The 17,581-nt window shown below is 65.6% G+C and carries 14 protein-coding genes and 1 tRNA gene; 14 read left to right on the top strand and 1 reads right to left on the bottom strand.

Annotation, left to right across the window (positions count from 1 at the left end; translation table 11 throughout):
* From IEW34_RS29715 to rpoC, 10 genes are all read left to right on the top strand, one after another.
* A partial coding sequence (locus tag IEW34_RS29715; protein WP_188608630.1) for an elongation factor Tu occupies positions 1 to 759 on the top strand: 759 nt, incomplete at its 5' end.
* A gap of 171 nt (positions 760 to 930) precedes the next feature.
* Positions 931 to 1,007, top strand: a tRNA-Trp gene (locus IEW34_RS29720).
* A 169-nt stretch (positions 1,008 to 1,176) separates the two neighbouring features.
* A complete protein-coding gene (gene secE / locus IEW34_RS29725; RefSeq protein ID WP_188612884.1) occupies positions 1,177 to 1,374 on the top strand; it encodes a preprotein translocase subunit SecE in 198 nt (65 codons plus the stop codon).
* A gap of 11 nt (positions 1,375 to 1,385) precedes the next feature.
* Positions 1,386 to 1,916, top strand: coding sequence for a transcription termination/antitermination protein NusG (gene nusG / locus IEW34_RS29730; RefSeq protein ID WP_188612885.1), 531 nt, complete (start codon positions 1,386 to 1,388; stop codon positions 1,914 to 1,916).
* A 162-nt stretch (positions 1,917 to 2,078) separates the two neighbouring features.
* On the top strand, positions 2,079 to 2,528 hold the full coding sequence (rplK, locus tag IEW34_RS29735) for a 50S ribosomal protein L11 (protein ID WP_188612886.1): 450 nt from the start codon (positions 2,079 to 2,081) through the stop codon (positions 2,526 to 2,528).
* An 11-nt stretch (positions 2,529 to 2,539) separates the two neighbouring features.
* Positions 2,540 to 3,238 carry a 50S ribosomal protein L1 gene (gene rplA, locus IEW34_RS29740; RefSeq protein WP_188612887.1) on the top strand — a complete coding sequence of 233 codons (699 nt, stop codon included), beginning with the start codon at positions 2,540 to 2,542 and terminating at the stop codon, positions 3,236 to 3,238.
* 556 nt (positions 3,239 to 3,794) lie between these two features.
* Positions 3,795 to 4,313, top strand: a complete 519-nt coding sequence (rplJ, locus tag IEW34_RS29745; protein ID WP_188612888.1) for a 50S ribosomal protein L10 — start codon at positions 3,795 to 3,797, stop codon at positions 4,311 to 4,313.
* Between the two features lie 51 nt (positions 4,314 to 4,364).
* The gene (gene rplL, locus IEW34_RS29750; protein WP_188612889.1) at positions 4,365 to 4,742 is read left to right on the top strand and encodes a 50S ribosomal protein L7/L12; all 378 of its coding nucleotides are present in this window, start codon (positions 4,365 to 4,367) and stop codon (positions 4,740 to 4,742) included.
* Between the two features lie 250 nt (positions 4,743 to 4,992).
* Complete coding sequence (gene rpoB, locus IEW34_RS29755; RefSeq protein ID WP_188612890.1) at positions 4,993 to 9,114, top strand: DNA-directed RNA polymerase subunit beta; 4,122 nt, start codon at positions 4,993 to 4,995, stop codon at positions 9,112 to 9,114.
* A gap of 212 nt (positions 9,115 to 9,326) precedes the next feature.
* Complete coding sequence (gene rpoC, locus IEW34_RS29760; RefSeq protein WP_188612891.1) at positions 9,327 to 13,541, top strand: DNA-directed RNA polymerase subunit beta'; 4,215 nt, start codon at positions 9,327 to 9,329, stop codon at positions 13,539 to 13,541.
* A gap of 57 nt (positions 13,542 to 13,598) precedes the next feature.
* Here rpoC and IEW34_RS29765 read toward each other — a convergent pair whose 3' ends face one another.
* On the bottom strand, positions 13,599 to 13,937 hold the full coding sequence (locus IEW34_RS29765) for a cupin domain-containing protein (protein ID WP_373288360.1): 339 nt from the start codon (positions 13,935 to 13,937) through the stop codon (positions 13,599 to 13,601).
* Positions 13,938 to 14,335: 398 nt separating this feature from the next.
* On the opposite strand from IEW34_RS29765, the gene rpsL reads away from it, so the two are divergent.
* The 4 genes from rpsL to IEW34_RS29785 all read left to right on the top strand — a co-directional run.
* A complete protein-coding gene (rpsL, locus tag IEW34_RS29770) occupies positions 14,336 to 14,707 on the top strand; it encodes a 30S ribosomal protein S12 (protein ID WP_188612893.1) in 372 nt (123 codons plus the stop codon).
* A 146-nt stretch (positions 14,708 to 14,853) separates the two neighbouring features.
* Positions 14,854 to 15,324 carry a 30S ribosomal protein S7 gene (rpsG, locus tag IEW34_RS29775; RefSeq protein WP_188612894.1) on the top strand — a complete coding sequence of 157 codons (471 nt, stop codon included), beginning with the start codon at positions 14,854 to 14,856 and terminating at the stop codon, positions 15,322 to 15,324.
* A 28-nt stretch (positions 15,325 to 15,352) separates the two neighbouring features.
* Positions 15,353 to 17,428 carry an elongation factor G gene (fusA, locus tag IEW34_RS29780; RefSeq protein ID WP_188612895.1) on the top strand — a complete coding sequence of 692 codons (2,076 nt, stop codon included), beginning with the start codon at positions 15,353 to 15,355 and terminating at the stop codon, positions 17,426 to 17,428.
* Between the two features lie 49 nt (positions 17,429 to 17,477).
* On the top strand, positions 17,478 to 17,581 hold a 104-nt coding region (locus tag IEW34_RS29785; protein WP_202121688.1), incomplete at its 3' end, for a GTP-binding protein.

The following is a 17,581-nucleotide window of genomic DNA, read 5'->3' on the forward strand; positions in this document are numbered from 1 at the left end:
GAGCTTCTGGAGCTGGTGGAGCTTGAGATCCGCGAGCTGCTGTCGAAGTACGACTTCCCGGGCGACGACATTCCGATCGTGAAGGGCTCGGCGCTGTGCGCGCTTGAGGACCGCAACCCGGATATCGGCCACGCGGCGATCCTGAAGCTGATGGACGAGGTCGACGCCTACATTCCGCAGCCTGAGCGTCCGGTCGACATGCCGTTCCTGATGCCGGTGGAGGACGTGTTCTCGATCTCGGGCCGCGGCACGGTGGTGACGGGGCGGGTCGAGCGCGGCATCGTGAAGGTGGGCGAAGAAGTCGAGATCGTCGGCATCCGTCCGACGCAGAAGACGACGGTGACGGGCGTCGAGATGTTCCGCAAGCTGCTGGACCAGGGCCAGGCGGGCGACAACATCGGGGCGCTGCTGCGCGGTACGAAGCGCGAGGACGTGGAGCGCGGCCAGGTGCTGTGCAAGCCGGGCTCGGTGAAGCCGCACACGAAGTTCAAGGCGGAAGCGTACATCCTGACGAAGGAGGAGGGCGGTCGTCACACGCCGTTCTTCACCAACTACCGCCCGCAGTTCTACTTCCGGACGACGGACGTGACCGGCGTGGTGACGCTGCCGGAGGGCACCGAGATGGTGATGCCGGGCGACAACATCGCCATGGAAGTGACGCTGATCGCGCCGATCGCCATGGAGGAGAAGCTGCGCTTCGCCATTCGTGAGGGCGGCCGCACCGTCGGCGCCGGCGTCGTCGCATCCATCATCGAGTAAGCATGGCGGGCGGTCCGCCCGCCATGGCGCCGCCCCGGGGGCCTGCCCCCGGGCCGTTGCGATCGGGGGCAAAAGCCGGCCGTCCCCCGGATTGGTCTTTTGCCGGCCTTGTCAGGCCTACGATCATCGTGCATGTACCGCGTCGGACGGTTCGTGCACGGTTCCGCCGTTAGGAGTGTAGCTCAACTGGCTAGAGCACCGGTCTCCAAAACCGGGGGTTGGGGGTTCGAGTCCCTCCACTCCTGCCAGCGGCGCGCAGCGGCAGCATGATCGGACAGGGTTGGTGCGGGGGGCCTGTGTCCCCACCTAGGTCGCACCGTGACGTCCAGTCGTCATCCTCGTCGCATTGGGGTGGACCGGCGGCGATGGTTCGTTTCGAACAGTGAGGAGCAGGCCGTTTCGCGGCCCCGGCAAGTGATGGCGAAGACCAACCCAGTCGAGTTCATGCAGCAGGTGCGCAACGAGGCCGCCAAGGTCACGTGGCCCACCCGCAAGGAGACGCTGATTACGACCGCCATGGTGTTCGTGATGGTGATCATCGCGAGCATCTTTTTCGTAGTGGTCGATCAGGTGCTGCGTTTCGGCGTCAGCTTCATTCTCGGCTTCGGACGCTGAGGGAGAAGGGTATGGCCAAGCGCTGGTACATCGTCCACGCCTATTCCAACTTCGAGAACAAGGTCGCCCAGTCGATCCGCGATCAGGCGGCGCAGCGGAGCCTTGAGGACAAGTTCGACGAGATCCTGGTGCCGACCGAGAAGGTCGTCGAGGTGCGCCGGGGCCGCAAGGTCGATACCGACCGCAAGTTCTTCCCCGGCTACGTCCTGGTGAAGTGCGATCTGACCGACGAGGTCTACCACCTCATCAAGAACACGCCGAAGGTGACGGGCTTTCTCGGCGCCGACCAGAAGCCGATGCCGATCTCCGAGCGGGAGGCCGAGCGTATCAAGGGGCAGGTCGCCGAGGGCATCGATCGGCCCAAGCCCTCGATCAGCTTCGAGGTGGGCGAGCAGGTGCGTGTCGCCGACGGCCCCTTCGCCTCCTTCAACGGGACCGTCGAGGAGGTCGACGAAGGACGCGCCCGCCTCAAGGTAGCCGTGTCGATCTTCGGTCGCGCCACCCCGGTCGAGCTCGAGTACGCCCAGGTCGAGAAAGTCTGACGATCTCGGCGAACGTTGACAGGGGCGGGCTGACGAGATAACGAGCCCGCCTCGATAAATGCCGCGGAAGGCAAGCCGGTCGCCAGCCGGATCCCCTTGCCGCACCGCGGTCTGCACCCGCCCGGCCCTGAGCGGCCGGGATTTTTTGTTCTGGAGCAGTCAATGGCGAAGAAAATCGTAGGCTACATCAAGCTGCAGGTGCCTGCCGGCGCCGCCAACCCGTCGCCGCCCATCGGCCCGGCGCTCGGCCAGCGCGGCCTCAACATCATGGAGTTCTGCAAGGCCTTCAATGCGAAGACCGGGCAGTTGGAGAAGGGCATGCCGATCCCGGTGATCATCACCGCGTACGGCGACCGCTCCTTCACCTTCGAGATGAAGCAGCCGCCGGTCTCCTATTTCCTGAAGAAGGCGGCGAACCTCAAGCTCGGCAAGAAGCCGGCGTCCGGCTCCAAGACGCCGGGTAAGGGCCCGACGGTCGGCAAGGTCAGCGAGGAGCAGATCCGCGAGATCGCTGAGAAGAAAATCGTCGATCTCAACTGCGATTCGATCGAGTCGGCCATGTCGATGATCCGCGGCTCCGCAAGGGCCATGGGTCTCGAGGTCGTGGCCTGAGGGAGGGAAGCATGGCACATCTTGCAAAGCGCGTGGCCGCCTCCCGCGACGGCATCGATCGGGCGAAGCTGTACGCCATCGACGATGCGATCAAGCTGGTGAAAGAGCGCTCGACCGCCAAGTTCGACGAGACGATCGAAATCGCCATGAACCTTGGCGTCGATCCCCGCCACGCCGACCAGATGGTCCGCGGCGTCTGCAACCTCCCGAACGGCTCGGGCCGCACCGTGCGCGTTGCGGTGTTCGCCCGCGGCGCCAAGGCCGATGAGGCCAAGGCCGCCGGTGCGGACATCGTCGGCGCCGAGGATCTGGTGGAGCGGGTGACGGGCGGCAACATCGACTTCGACCGCTGCATCGCAACGCCGGACATGATGGGCCTGGTCGGCCGGCTCGGTAAGGTGCTGGGCCCGCGCGGCCTGATGCCGAACCCGCGCGTCGGCACGGTGACGATGGACGTCGCGGCCGCCGTTGGCGCGGCCAAGGGTGGCGCCGTGGAGTTCCGCGTCGAGAAGGCGGGCATCATCCACGCCGGTATCGGCAAGGTCTCCTTCACCGAGGACAAGCTGGTCGAGAACATCAAGGCGTTCGTCGATTCGGTGGCCAAGGCCAAGCCGACAGGCGCCAAGGGCACCTACATCGAGAAGATCGCGGTGTCGTCGACCATGGGGCCGGGCATCAAGATCGACCCCGCGTCGGTCGCCAGCGCCTGAGCCGGCAGCTGCCGCCGTCCGCGGCGTGGCGGGCCGGTCGGCCCGCTTGACAATTGCTGATTTTGCCCCTTGGCAAACGCGGCGCGAGCGGCTATCTACGGCGCATGAATTCAGACAACGATGGTCGCGGGGTGTACGAGTCCGCGGCTGTCTACACAGCTTCCATCCGCATGGATGGAGTATGGCCGACGGGCCGAGGGGAAACCCTTTGCCCGGAGCGGCCATATGTCCTGTCCGAGACTGCAGGTGCCGGTCGAGCTTGTCTCGTTCGGCCTAATTTCATTTCGAAGCCTGCATAGACGGGTCCAACCGGACATTTCCCACATCCGGCGATCGTAAGGGGTCGGCGGGGCGTGGGTCGTATCGGTTCGAACCACTCGCACCTGGCGCGGCAGGCTTCGGCCCGCCGTACGCACAGGGGACAGGGCTTGCGAGCGCCGTTTGAGGCGGTCGCGGCCAAGGTCCGATGATGGTCCAAGGCTCACGACCGCCGACGACGGCAGGTGCAGCCGGCGGATGAGGGATGTTCCCCAGTCCGCCAACCGGAGAGAGCCAAGTGGACAGAGCAGCAAAAAGCGAGCTCGTCTCGACGCTCGGCGACGTGTTCGAGAACACGAGCGTCGTCGTCGTGGCCCACTATGCCGGCCTCACCGTCGCCGACATGCAGAAGCTCCGCAGGGAGATGAAGCAGGCCGGCGCGACGGTGAAGGTCGCGAAGAACCGCCTCGCCAAGATCGCTCTCGAAGGCAAGGCCGCCGCATCCATCGTGCCCCTCCTCAAGGGGCCGACGTTGCTTGCCTACAGCAACGACCCGGTTGCGGCGCCGAAGGTCGCCGTCGACTTCGCCCGGACCCACGACAAGTTCGTGGTTCTCGGCGGCGCGATGGGCACGACTTCCCTGAACGCGGACGGAGTGAAGGCGCTCGCCACACTTCCGTCCCTGGACGAACTGCGTGCCAAGCTCGTCGGCCTGATCCAGGCCCCGGCGACCAAGATTGCGCAGCTCTCCACCGCGCCGGCCGCCAAGCTGGCTCGCGTGTTCGGGGCCTATGCCAACCGAGACGAAGCGGCCTGAGGCCGTTCCATCATCACCATCATCGTTCGAACCGATTTAGGAATGTGACTCATGGCTGATTTGACGAAACTGGTTGACGAGCTGTCGAACCTGACCGTGCTCGAGGCGGCCGAACTGGCCAAGCTCCTCGAAGAGAAGTGGGGCGTGTCGGCAGCGGCTGCCGTGGCGGTTGCCGCGGCCCCGGGCGCCGGCGCGGCGGCGGCGCCGGTCGAGGAGAAGACCGAGTTCAACGTCGTGCTGGCGGGTGCCGGCGACAAGAAGATCGAGGTCATCAAGGAGGTCCGCGCGATCACCGGTCTCGGCCTCAAGGAGGCCAAGGACCTGGTCGAGGCCGCGCCCAAGGCCGTCAAGGAAGGCGTGACCAAGGACGAAGCCGAGAAGATCAAGGCCCAGCTGGAGAAGGCTGGCGCCAAGGTCGAGCTGACCTAAGACCAACCCGGCCGGCAGGTGATGCCGGCTGCGGATGACGAAGACGGTCTCGACGCCCGGGCTAAGCCCCTGGCGCCGGGGCCGTCGAGCCGTCTCCGGGCCTCGGATGGCCAGCGGGCGGCGGCGAGGAGACCTCGTCGGTACGAACTGTGAAGGCGCCACGGCGGGCGCCGCGACGCCAGGCCAGGCAGGTTGCGCTCGAACAGGCGCAGGCCCGGTCTAAGGCTTCGTCGAAGGAGCGAGGGACCACATGGCTCAGACCAACACCAGCAGGAAGCGGCTCCGCAAGTTCTTCGGCAAGATCAAGGAAGTGGCAGAGATGCCGAACCTCATCGAGGTTCAGAAGGCATCCTACGATCAGTTTCTGCTGGTGGACGAGCCCGAAGGCGGCCGTCCGGACGAGGGTCTGCAGGCGGTCTTCCGCTCCGTGTTTCCGATTTCGGACTTTTCGAGCACCTCGCTGCTCGAGTTCGTCAAGTATACCTTTGAGCCGCCCAAGTACGACGTCGACGAGTGCCGCCAGCGCGGCATGACCTTCGCGGCTCCCCTCAAGGTGACGCTGCGCCTCATCGTGTTCGACGTGGACGAGGACACCGGCGCCCGCTCCGTCAAGGACATCAAGGAGCAGGACGTCTACATGGGCGACATGCCGCTCATGACCGACAACGGCACCTTCATCGTCAACGGCACCGAACGCGTCATCGTCTCGCAGATGCACCGCTCGCCCGGCGTGTTCTTCGACCACGACAAGGGCAAGACCCATTCGTCGGGCAAGTTGCTGTTCGCCGCCCGCATCATTCCCTACCGCGGCTCTTGGCTCGACATCGAGTTCGACGCCAAGGACATCGTGCACGCCCGCATCGACCGGCGCCGCAAGATCCCGGTGACGTCGGTGCTCTATGCGCTTGGCCTCGACGGCGAGGAGATTCTGTCGACCTTCTACAACCGGATCGTCTACACCAAGGACGACAAAGGCTGGCGCGTGCCCTTCGACGCGGAGCGCATGAAGGGCTTTAAGGCCTCCGTCGACCTCATCGACGCCGATACGGGCGAGGTGGTGATCGAAGCGGGCAAGAAACTGACCGTCCGGGCCGCCCGACAGCTCTCCGAGGGCGGGCTCAAGGCGTTGCGTGCCGTCAACGAGGATCTCATCGGCCAGTATGTGGCCGAGGACCTCGTTAATCCGACCACCGGCGAGATCTTTGCCGAGGCTGGCGACGAGCTCGGTGACAAGCTGATCAAGCTGCTCGAGGACAACGGCTTCGACGAGATCCCGGTGCTCGACATCGACCACGTCAACGTCGGTCCCTACATTCGCAATACGCTTGCGGTCGACAAGAGCTCGTCGCGCGAGGAGTCGCTGTTCGATATCTACCGGGTGATGCGTCCGGGAGAACCGCCGACTCTTGAGACGGCGGAGGCGATGTTCCATTCCCTGTTCTTCGACTCCGAACGCTACGACCTGTCGGCGGTCGGCCGCGTCAAGATGAACATGCGCCTCGACCTCGACTGCCCGGACACGGTCCGGACGCTGCGCCGCGAGGACATGCTGGCGGTGGTCAAGGCGCTCGTGGACCTGCGCGACGGCAAGGGCGAGGTGGATGACATCGACCACCTCGGCAACCGCCGCGTGCGCTCGGTCGGCGAGCTGATGGAGAATCAGTACCGGCTCGGCCTGCTGCGCATGGAGCGCGCCATCAAGGAGCGCATGTCGTCGATCGACATCGACACCGTGATGCCGCAGGACCTGATCAACGCCAAGCCGGCGGCGGCGGCGGTGCGCGAGTTCTTCGGCTCCTCGCAGCTGTCGCAGTTCATGGACCAGACCAACCCGCTCTCGGAGGTGACGCACAAGCGGCGCCTGTCGGCGCTCGGGCCGGGCGGTCTGACGCGCGAGCGCGCCGGCTTCGAGGTGCGCGACGTGCACCCGACGCACTACGGCCGCATCTGCCCGATCGAGACGCCGGAAGGCCCGAACATCGGCCTGATCAACTCGCTGGCGACCTTCGCCCGCGTCAACAAGTACGGCTTCATCGAGGCGCCGTACCGGGCGGTGCGCGACGGTCAGGTCACCTCGGAGGTGATCTATCTGTCGGCCATGGAGGAGGCGAAGTACAACGTCGCCCAGGCCAACGCCGACATCGACGCCGCCGGGCGCCTGACCGAGGACCTGGTGGTCTGCCGCCATGCCGGCGACGTCGTCGTCATGCCGCCCGACAAGGTCGACTACATGGACGTCTCGCCCAAGCAGCTCGTCTCGGTTGCCGCGGCGCTGATCCCGTTCCTGGAGAACGACGACGCCAATCGCGCGCTCATGGGCTCGAACATGCAGCGCCAGGCGGTGCCGCTGGTCAAGGCCGATGCGCCCTTCGTCGGCACCGGCATGGAGGCGGTGGTCGCCCGTGATTCGGGCGCTGCCATCGGCGCGCGTCGCACCGGCATCGTCGACCAGGTCGACGCCACCCGCATCGTGGTGCGCGCCACCGAAGATCTGGATCCCACCAAGTCCGGCGTCGACATCTACCGGCTGATGAAGTTCCAGCGCTCGAACCAGAACACCTGCATCAACCAGCGGCCGCTGGTGAAGGTGGGTGATCCAGTGCGCAAGGGTGACATCATCGCCGACGGTCCCTCGACCGATCTCGGCGAGCTGGCGCTCGGCCGCAATGTCCTCGTCGCGTTCATGCCGTGGAACGGCTACAACTTCGAGGACTCGATCCTGCTCTCCGAGCGCATCGTCAAGGACGACGTCTTCACCTCGATCCACATCGAGGAGTTCGAGGTCATGGCCCGCGACACCAAGCTCGGGCCAGAGGAGATCACCCGCGACATCCCCAACGTCTCGGAAGAGGCGCTGAAGAACCTCGACGAGGCCGGCATCGTCTATGTCGGCGCGGAGGTTCACGCGGGCGATATTCTCTGCGGCAAGATCACGCCGAAGGGCGAGAGCCCGATGACGCCCGAAGAGAAGCTGCTGCGCGCCATCTTCGGCGAGAAGGCGTCCGACGTGCGCGACACGTCGCTGCGCGTGCCCCCGGGTGTCTCCGGCACGGTCGTCGAGGTGCGTGTGTTCAACCGCCACGGCGTCGACAAGGACGAGCGCGCCCAGGCGATCGAGCGCGAGGAGATCGAGCGGCTGGCGAAGGACCGCGACGACGAGCAGGCGATTCTCGACCGCAACGTCTATGCGCGCCTGTCGGAGCTGCTCACCGGCCAGAAGGCGGTGGCCGGGCCGAAGGGCTTCAAGAAGGACACCGAGATCACGCGTGCGACGCTGGACGACCATCCGCGCTCGCAGTGGTGGCAGTTCGCGGTCACCGACGATGCGCTGATGGCCGAGCTGGAGGCCATGCGCAAGCAGTACGACGAGTCCAAGAAGCGGCTGGAGCAGCGCTTCCTCGACAAGGTCGAGAAGGTGCAGCGCGGCGACGAGCTGCCGCCGGGCGTGATGAAGATGGTCAAGGTCTTCGTCGCGGTGAAGCGCAAGATCCAGCCCGGCGACAAGATGGCCGGCCGCCACGGCAACAAGGGCGTGGTGTCCCGCATCGTGCCGATCGAAGACATGCCCTTCCTGGAGGACGGCACTCACGTGGACGTCGTGCTCAACCCGCTGGGCGTGCCGAGCCGCATGAACGTCGGCCAGATCCTGGAGACGCATCTGGGCTGGGCGGCGGCGGGCCTCGGCCGGCAGGTGGGCGAGGCGGTCAACAGCTACATGCGTTCGATGGACGCGGCGCCGCTGCGGGACAAGTTGAAGGCGGTCTACGACAACGACCCGATCATCGACGACATGAAGGAGCCGGAGCTGGTCGAGCTCGGCAACAACCTGCGCCGCGGCGTACCCATGGCGACGCCGGTGTTCGACGGCGCCAAGGAGGCGGACATCGAGGCCATGCTGGAGCGGGCGGGGCTCAAGAAGACCGGTCAGTCCACCGTCTACGACGGGCGGACCGGCGAGCCCTTCGATCGGCAGGTGACGGTGGGATACATCTACATCCTCAAGCTGCACCATCTGGTGGACGACAAGATCCACGCCCGCTCGATCGGCCCCTACAGCCTGGTCACCCAGCAGCCGCTCGGCGGCAAGGCGCAGTTCGGCGGCCAGCGCTTCGGCGAGATGGAGGTGTGGGCGCTGGAGGCCTACGGCGCCGCCTATACGCTGCAGGAGATGTTGACGGTGAAGTCCGACGACGTGGCCGGCCGCACCAAGGTCTACGAGGCGATCGTGCGCGGCGACGACACCTTCGAGGCCGGCATTCCCGAGAGCTTCAACGTGCTGGTCAAGGAGATGCGCTCGCTCGGCCTCAACGTTGAATTGCTCAGCAGCAAGCGGCCGCCGACCGAGCTGTCGTCGTCAGAAGCCGCCGAGTGAATGCGGCATGGCCGGGGGCGTCGCCGCGACGCCCCGGTCGATGCGCGACACCGGCCGGCCTGCGCGGCCTGCGGGCGACAAGCCCGCGGCGGCGCGTCCCGGCCGACCCGGGCTCCAGCGGGTGCCCGGCCCCGAGATGAAGAGGCGATGAGCCTCGCGGACGAGCGAGCCGGATGCGGCTCTGCCGTCCAGGTGTTTGCAAGGAGACGGTGATGAATCAAGAGGTGATGAATCTCTTCAACACCCAGACCCCGGCGCTGTCGTTTGACAAGATCAAGATTTCGATCGCCAGCCCGGAGAAGATTCTTTCGTGGTCGTACGGCGAGATCAAGAAGCCGGAGACGATCAACTACCGTACGTTCAAGCCCGAGCGGGACGGCCTGTTCTGCGCCCGCATCTTCGGACCGATCAAGGACTACGAGTGCTTGTGCGGCAAGTACAAGCGCATGAAGTACAAGGGCGTCATCTGCGAGAAGTGCGGCGTCGAGGTGACCCTCGCGCGCGTGCGGCGCGAGCGCATGGGCCACATCGAGCTTGCCGCGCCGGTGGCGCACATCTGGTTCCTGAAGTCGCTGCCGTCGCGCATCGGGCTGCTGCTCGACATGACGCTCAAGGACCTGGAGCGCATCCTCTATTTCGAGTCCTACGTGGTGCTCGATCCCGGCATCACGCCGCTCAAGGATCGTCAGCTCCTGTCGGAGGACGACTACCTGCGCGCGCAGGACGAGTACGGCGAGGACAGCTTCACCGCCAAGATCGGCGCTGAGGCGATCCGCGACCTGCTGCGCAACCTGGACCTCGACAAGATCCAGATCGACATCCGGGAGGAGATCGCGACCACCACGTCCGAGCTCAAGCCCAAGAAGCTGATGAAGCGCCTCAAGATCATCGAGGCCTTCCAGATGTCGGGCAACAAGCCGGAGTGGATGATCCTCACCGTCGTGCCGGTGATTCCGCCCGACCTGCGGCCCCTGGTGCCGCTCGACGGCGGCCGCTTCGCGACGTCTGACCTCAACGACCTCTACCGCCGCGTCATCAACCGCAACAACCGTCTGAAGCGGCTGATCGAGCTGCGCGCGCCGGACATCATCATCCGCAACGAAAAGCGCATGCTGCAGGAGGCCGTCGATGCGCTCTTCGACAACGGCCGCCGCGGCCGCGTCATCACGGGGGCCAACAAGCGGCCGCTGAAGTCGCTCGCCGACATGCTGAAGGGCAAGCAGGGCCGCTTCCGGCAGAACCTGCTCGGCAAGCGCGTCGACTACTCGGGCCGCTCGGTGATCGTCGTCGGCCCCGAGCTCAAGCTGCACCAGTGCGGCTTGCCCAAGAAGATGGCGCTCGAGCTGTTCAAGCCGTTCATCTATTCGCGGCTCGACGCCAAGGGCCATGCGTCCACCGTGAAGCAGGCCAAGAAGCTGGTCGAGAAGGAAAAGCCCGAGGTCTGGGACATCCTCGACGAGGTCATCCGCGAGCACCCGGTGATGCTGAACCGGGCGCCGACGCTGCACCGGTTGGGCATCCAGGCCTTCGAGCCGGTGCTGATCGAAGGCAAGGCGATCCAGCTGCACCCGCTGGTCTGCGCGGCCTTCAACGCCGACTTCGACGGCGACCAGATGGCCGTGCACGTGCCGCTATCGCTAGAGGCGCAGCTCGAAGCCCGCGTGCTGATGATGTCGACGAACAACATCCTGCACCCGGCCAACGGCGCCCCGATCATCGTGCCCTCGCAGGACATCGTGCTCGGCCTCTACTACCTGTCGATCATCTCCGATGGGGAGCCGGGCGAGTTCAAGCCGGGCAACACCAGCAACCCGATGCAGGGTGTCTATGGCGATATCGGCGAGCTGGAGCATGCGCTCGCCGAGCGGGTCATCACCCTGCACTCGAAGATCAAGTACCGCTGGTCCGGACTCGATGAGAACGGCGCGCCGGTGACGCGCGTCTACGACACCACGCCCGGCCGCGTGATCCTGTCGCGCGTGCTGCCCAAGGATCCGAAGGTGCCCTTCGACGTCGTGAACAAGCTCATGACCAAGAAGGAAATCTCGAACATGATCGACACCGTCTACCGCAACTGCGGTCAGAAGGAATCGGTCATCTTCTGCGACCGCATCATGGGGCTCGGCTTCCACCACGCGTTCAAGGCCGGCATCTCGTTCGGCAAGGACGACATGGTGGTGCCGCCCAACAAGTGGACGGTGGTCGACCAGACGCGTGCGCTGGTGAAGGACTACGAGCAGCAGTACCAGGACGGCCTGATCACCCAGGGCGAGAAGTACAACAAGGTGGTCGACGCCTGGGCCAAGTGCTCGGACAAGCTCGCTGCCGAGATGATGGTGGGCATCTCCACCGTGAAGAAAGACGAGAACGGCCGGGACAAGCCGGTCAACTCCATCTACATGATGGCCCACTCGGGCGCCCGCGGCTCGCCGGCGCAGATGAAGCAGCTCGCCGCCATGCGCGGCCTGATGGCGAAGCCGTCGGGCGAGATCATCGAGAGCGCCATCATTTCGAACTTCAAGGAAGGCCTGGACGTGCTCGAGTACTTCAACTCGACGCACGGTGCCCGTAAGGGCCTGGCCGACACGGCGCTCAAGACGGCGAACTCGGGCTATCTGACACGTCGTCTCGTCGACGTGGCGCAGGACGCCGTCATCCGCGAGACCGACTGCGGCACGGTCAACGGCATCAGCATGCGGGCGATCGTCGATGCCGGCCAGGTGGTGGCGTCGCTGATCTCGCGCGTCCTCGGCCGGACTGCGGCGGAGGACGTGTACGACCCGGAGGGCAATGTCATCGTGCCCACGGGCACCATGATCGAGGAGCGCCACGTCGAGCCGATCACCACGGCAGGCGTGCAGGAGGTCAAGATCCGTTCGGTGCTGACCTGCGAGTCGAAGAACGGGGTGTGCGCGACCTGCTACGGTCGCGACCTTGCCCGGGGCACGACGGTCAACATGGGTGAGGCGGTGGGCGTCATCGCCGCCCAGTCGATCGGCGAGCCCGGCACGCAGCTCACCATGCGCACCTTCCACATCGGCGGCGCGGCGCAGATCGCCGACCAGTCGTTCATCGAGACCAACTTCGAGGGCACGGTCCAGCTGCGCAACCGGCACGTGGCGCGCAACTCGGACGGCGAGCTGGTGGCACTGGCGCGCAACATCTCGGTCGTTGTCGTCGGACCGGACGGGCAGGAGCGGGCGGTGCACCGCATCCAGTACGGCTCCCGCCTCAAGGTGGACGACGGCGATCAGGTCAAGCGTGGCCAGCGCATCGCCGAGTGGGATCCCTACACCCGTCCCGTGCTTACCGAGGTGGACGGTGCGGTCGCGTACGAGGATCTGGTCGAGGGCGCCTCGCTGACGGAGACGGTCGACGAGGCGACGGGCATCGCCAAGCGCATGGTCATCGACTGGCGCTCGTCGTCGCGCACGGCTGATCTCAAGCCGGCGATCGTCGTCATGCAGGCCGGCAAGGTTGCCAAGCTGCTGCGTGGCAGCGACGCGCGTTCGCTGCTGCCGGTCGACGCCATTATCGCCGCCGACCCCGGTGCCTCGGTCAAGGCGGGCGACGTCCTGGCCCGCATCCCGACAGACAGCGCCAAGACGCGCGACATCACGGGCGGTCTGCCGCGCGTGGCGGAGCTGTTCGAGGCGCGGCGCCCGAAGGAGGCGGCGATCATCGCCGAGAAGTCGGGAACGGTCCGCTTCGGCCGCGACTACAAGAACAAGCGCCGCTTGTCCCTGGAGCCGCACGACGGATCGGAGCCGGTGGAGTACTTGATCCCGAAGGGGAAGCACATCCACCTGCAGGACGGCGACGTGGTGGAGGTCGGCGACTTCATCGTCGACGGCAACCCGGCGCCGCACGACATCCTGGCGATCAAGGGCGTCGAGGAACTGGCCGCCTATCTCGTCAACGAGATCCAGGAGGTCTACCGGTTGCAGGGCGTGAATATCAACGACAAGCACATCGAGGTGATCGTTCGCCAGATGCTGCAGAAGGTTGAGATCACCGAACCGGGCGATTCGGAGTTCCTGACCGGCGAGCAGGTGGACCGCTTCGATCTCGACGCGGCGAACCAGGGGCTTATCGCCGAGAACAAGAAGATCGCGTCGGGTAACCCGGTGCTGCTCGGCATCACCAAGGCATCCTTGCAGACGCGGTCGTTCATCTCGGCGGCTTCGTTCCAGGAGACCACCCGGGTGCTCACCGAGGCGGCGGTCAACGGCAAGACCGACGACCTTGAGGGGCTCAAGGAGAACGTCATCGTCGGCTCGCTCATTCCGGCGGGCACCGGCTCGTTCGCGACCACGCTGCGCGAGATCGCGACGCATCGCGACGAGCTCATCCTGGCCCAGCACAAGACCCCGGCCCCCGTGCCGGCGCCGGTGCCCGTGCCGTCGGAGCTGCCGGTGGGCGAGTGAGCGCCGGCCAGCAGATCTCAGTGGTGAAAGGGCCGCCCTCGGGCGGCCCTTTCTTTGTCAGGTGCCTGCACCGATGTGGACTGCGAGCCAGATCGCCGGCGGGGCGGCCGAGGTCCGCTCGACGCGGTGGCGGCGGTGCGGCTCGATCCAGACGTGATCGCCCGGATCGAGCCGGCGGGCATCGGCCTCGTCGTGGAATCGCACGGTTGCTTGCCCTTGCAGAAGGAGCACCCATTCGCCGTGTGGCTGGTCGTACCAGAAGCCGGGTGGACTGGCCTGTCCGGTCGAGACGATGCGCTCGATGCGCACGCCGTCGCGCGCAAGGATGCTGTGGAACTGTTCGGCTTCCGGGTCGGGCGCGGCGGAGGCGATGAGATTGTCGTTCACGGCTGAGATTCTCGAGCTTTTCTGTTGACGCACGTCCACCCTTAGCGTAGAAGCGCCGGACTTCGACAGGCAGTAGGTGTTGCCGGTCCGGGCGACTCGCCCAGACAATCGACCCTAGACGCTGTCGGTTCAGCACCCACTGACTTCTGTCAGGCGACACATTCGTTGATGGGGCACGATCGCGGCATTGGCCGTGGTCCTCTGCGTGTGACCGCGCTGGACGTCCGAAAGGACTGAAGGCGCGGCTTCGTTTTGCGTGTATGCGGCCAGTCCGCAGAGGCGCTGGGAAACGTCACGCGAAAGCAATTCGGGATGGCTCAGCCGCGTCGCCGTGTGCTGTGCCGTTCATTTGGTCGTGGTGGCCGCTGCGGGGATGGTGCTCCGGCGGCTTCGGAAGAGAGAACGCGATGCCGACGATCAGTCAGCTCATCCGCAAGCCGCGGGTTGCGCAGAAGGCCCGCAACAAGGTGCCGGCGCTCGACGCCTGTCCGCAGAAGCGCGGCGTGTGCACCCGCGTCTACACGACGACGCCGAAGAAGCCGAACTCGGCTCTGCGCAAGGTGGCCAAGGTGCGGCTGACGAACGGTCACGAGGTCATCGGCTACATCCCCGGCGAGGGTCACAATCTCCAGGAGCACTCGGTCGTCATGATCCGCGGCGGCCGCGTCAAGGACCTGCCGGGCGTGCGCTATCACATCCTGCGCGGCGTGCTCGATACGCAGGGCGTCAAGAACCGCAAGCAGCGCCGGTCCAAATACGGCGCCAAGCGGCCCAAGTAAGGCCGGAAGCCTAAGCAAGCGATGCGTCGAGCCGGCCAGGTGGCCCGGGCTCGATATCCTTCCGGCGCTCGCCGCCGGAGACCGAACGGACCAGATGCCTCCCGGCGCCGTGTCGCAGGGAGCGGACCAGATGCAAGGACGAAGCGATGTCCCGTCGTCACAGTGCCGAGAAGCGCGAGATCATTCCGGACGCCAAGTTCCATGACGTGGTCGTGACCAAGTTCATGAACTCGATCATGTATGACGGCAAGAAGTCGGTCGCGGAAGCGATCGTCTATGGCGCGCTCGACATCGTCGAAGCCAAGCTCAAGAGCGACCCGCTGGCTGCGTTTCGCCAGGCCCTCGACAACGTCGCCCCGGCGATCGAGGTCCGCTCGCGCCGCGTCGGTGGCGCCACCTATCAAGTGCCGGTCGAGGTTCGCACGGATCGCCGTCAGGCATTGGCCATTCGCTGGCTGATCCAGGCTGCCCGCGCCCGCAACGACAAGACCATGGTCGATCGTCTGTCGGCGGAGCTCATCGACGCTTCCAACAACCGGGGCAACGCGGTGAAGAAGCGCGAAGACACGCACCGCATGGCGGAAGCCAACCGCGCCTTCTCGCACTATCGCTGGTAACGGCCGACGCGCCTTCGGAGACACGGCAATGCCCCGCAGCCACGCCATCGAAGACTATCGTAACTTCGGCATCATGGCCCACATCGATGCCGGCAAGACGACGACCACCGAGCGCATCCTGTACTACACCGGCAAGAGCCATAAGATCGGCGAGGTCCATGAGGGCGCCGCCACGATGGACTGGATGGAGCAGGAGCAAGAGCGCGGCATCACGATCACGTCGGCTGCCACCACCTGCTTCTGGCGGGGCAAGCGCCTGAACATCATCGACACGCCCGGCCACGTCGACTTCACCATCGAGGTGGAGCGTTCGCTGCGCGTGCTTGACGGCGCCGTGTGTGTGCTCGACGGCAACCAGGGGGTGGAGCCGCAGACCGAGACCGTCTGGCGCCAAGCCGACAAATACGACGTGCCGCGCATCGTGTTCGTCAACAAGATGGACAAGATCGGCGCCGATTTCTTCCGCTGCGTGGCCGATATCATCGACCGCGTTGCCGGCAAGCCCGTCTGCCTGCAGCTGCCGATCGGTGCGGAGAGCAATTTCCAGGGCGTCGTCGATCTCATCAAGATGAAGGGGATCGTCTGGTCGGGCGAGGCGCTGGGCGCCAACTTCGACGAGGTCGAGATCCCGGCCGACCTGCTCGAGCAGGCGAAGGAATACCGCACCAAGCTGGTCGAGGCCTGCGTCGAGCTCGACGATGACGCCATGGGCGCCTATCTGGAGGGCCAGGAGCCGGACGAGGATACGCTGCGCCGGCTCGTGCGCCGGGCGGTGGCGCTGCGCGCCTTCCATCCGGTACTGTGCGGTTCCGCCTTCAAGAACAAGGGCGTGCAGCCGCTGCTCGACGCGGTGCTCGACTACCTGCCGTCGCCTGCCGATCGCGAGGCCATCAAGGGCATCGATCCCGAGACGGAAGAGCCGATCGAGCGCCATCCGGTCGATAGCGATCCGTTTTCCATGCTCGCCTTCAAGATCATGGACGACCCCTTCGTCGGCACCATTACCTTCTGCCGCATTTACTCGGGGAAGGTGGAGTCGGGTGCGGGCCTGGTGAACTCCACGCGCGAGAAGCGCGAGCGCGTCGGCCGCATGCTGCTGATGCATGCCAACAACCGCGAGGACATCAAGGAGGCCTATGCCGGCGACATCGTCGCCCTGGCCGGTCTCAAGGATGTCCGCACCGGCGATACGCTCTGCGATCCCAACAAGCCGGTGATCCTGGAGCGCATGGAATTCCCGGAGCCGGTGATCACCATCGCTATCGAGCCGAAGTCGAAGGCCGATCAGGAGAAGCTGGGCCTGGCGCTGGCCAAGCTCGCCAACGAGGATCCGTCCTTCCGCGTGTCGACCGACCAGGAGTCCGGCCAGACCATTCTCAAGGGCATGGGCGAGCTGCATCTGGACATCAAGGTCGACATCCTGAGGCGGACCTACAAGGTGGATGCCAATATCGGCGCGCCGCAGGTTGCCTACCGCGAGACCATCACGCGCAAGGCCGACATCGACTACACCCATAAGAAGCAGACCGGCGGTACCGGCCAGTTCGCTCGCGTCAAGTTCGTGATTGAGCCCAACGAGGCCGGCAAGGGCTTCGAGTTCGAATCGAAGATCGTCGGCGGCGCGGTGCCCAAAGAGTACATTCCGGGTGTCGAGAAGGGCTTGAACAGCGTGCTGGGGTCCGGCGTGCTGGCCGGCTTCCCGGTGGTCGACATCAAGGTGTCGCTGATCGACGGGGCGTTCCACGAGGTGGACTCGTCGGCGCTGGCCTTCGAAATCGCCTCGCGCGCGGCGCTGCGCGAGGGGCTGCAGAAGGGCGGACCGATCCTGCTCGAGCCGATCATGAAGGTCGAGGTGGTGACCCCGGAGGACTACACCGGTTCGGTCATCGGCGATCTGAATTCGCGGCGCGGCCAGATCCAGGGTCAGGACATGCGCGGCAATGCCGTCGTCGTGAACGCCATGGTGCCGCTCGCCAACATGTTCGGCTACGTGAACCAGCTGCGGTCGTTCAGCCAGGGCCGTGCCAATTACACGATGCAGTTTGACCACTACGAGCAGGTGCCGCAGGCGGTCGCCCAGGAGGTCCAGGCGAAGTACGCCTGATCTCCGCATCCTCAATGACGAGACTTTCAGAGTTTCAGGGAGCCTGACCATGGCCAAAGAGAAGTTTTCGCGGACGAAGCCGCACTGCAACATTGGCACGATTGGCCACGTTGACCACGGGAAGACGTCGCTGACGGCGGCGATCACGAAGGT

The organism is Chelatococcus reniformis (assembly GCF_014640075.1).
Lineage (GTDB): Bacteria > Pseudomonadota > Alphaproteobacteria > Rhizobiales > Beijerinckiaceae > Camelimonas > Camelimonas reniformis.

Excerpts from the sequence above, each read along its gene's own strand:
- rplL (WP_188612889.1), top strand. The coding sequence starts at position 4,365 with ATGGCTGATTTGACGAAACTGGTTGACGAGCTGTCGAACCTGACCGTG.
- rpoC (WP_188612891.1), top strand. The coding sequence starts at position 9,327 with ATGAATCAAGAGGTGATGAATCTCTTCAACACCCAGACCCCGGCGCTG.
- secE (WP_188612884.1), top strand. The coding sequence starts at position 1,177 with ATGGCGAAGACCAACCCAGTCGAGTTCATGCAGCAGGTGCGCAACGAG.
- rplA (WP_188612887.1), top strand. The coding sequence starts at position 2,540 with ATGGCACATCTTGCAAAGCGCGTGGCCGCCTCCCGCGACGGCATCGAT.
- nusG (WP_188612885.1), top strand. The coding sequence starts at position 1,386 with ATGGCCAAGCGCTGGTACATCGTCCACGCCTATTCCAACTTCGAGAAC.
- rpsL (WP_188612893.1), top strand. The coding sequence starts at position 14,336 with ATGCCGACGATCAGTCAGCTCATCCGCAAGCCGCGGGTTGCGCAGAAG.
- fusA (WP_188612895.1), top strand. The coding sequence starts at position 15,353 with ATGCCCCGCAGCCACGCCATCGAAGACTATCGTAACTTCGGCATCATG.
- rpsG (WP_188612894.1), top strand. The coding sequence starts at position 14,854 with ATGTCCCGTCGTCACAGTGCCGAGAAGCGCGAGATCATTCCGGACGCC.
- rplK (WP_188612886.1), top strand. The coding sequence starts at position 2,079 with ATGGCGAAGAAAATCGTAGGCTACATCAAGCTGCAGGTGCCTGCCGGC.
- rpoB (WP_188612890.1), top strand. The coding sequence starts at position 4,993 with ATGGCTCAGACCAACACCAGCAGGAAGCGGCTCCGCAAGTTCTTCGGC.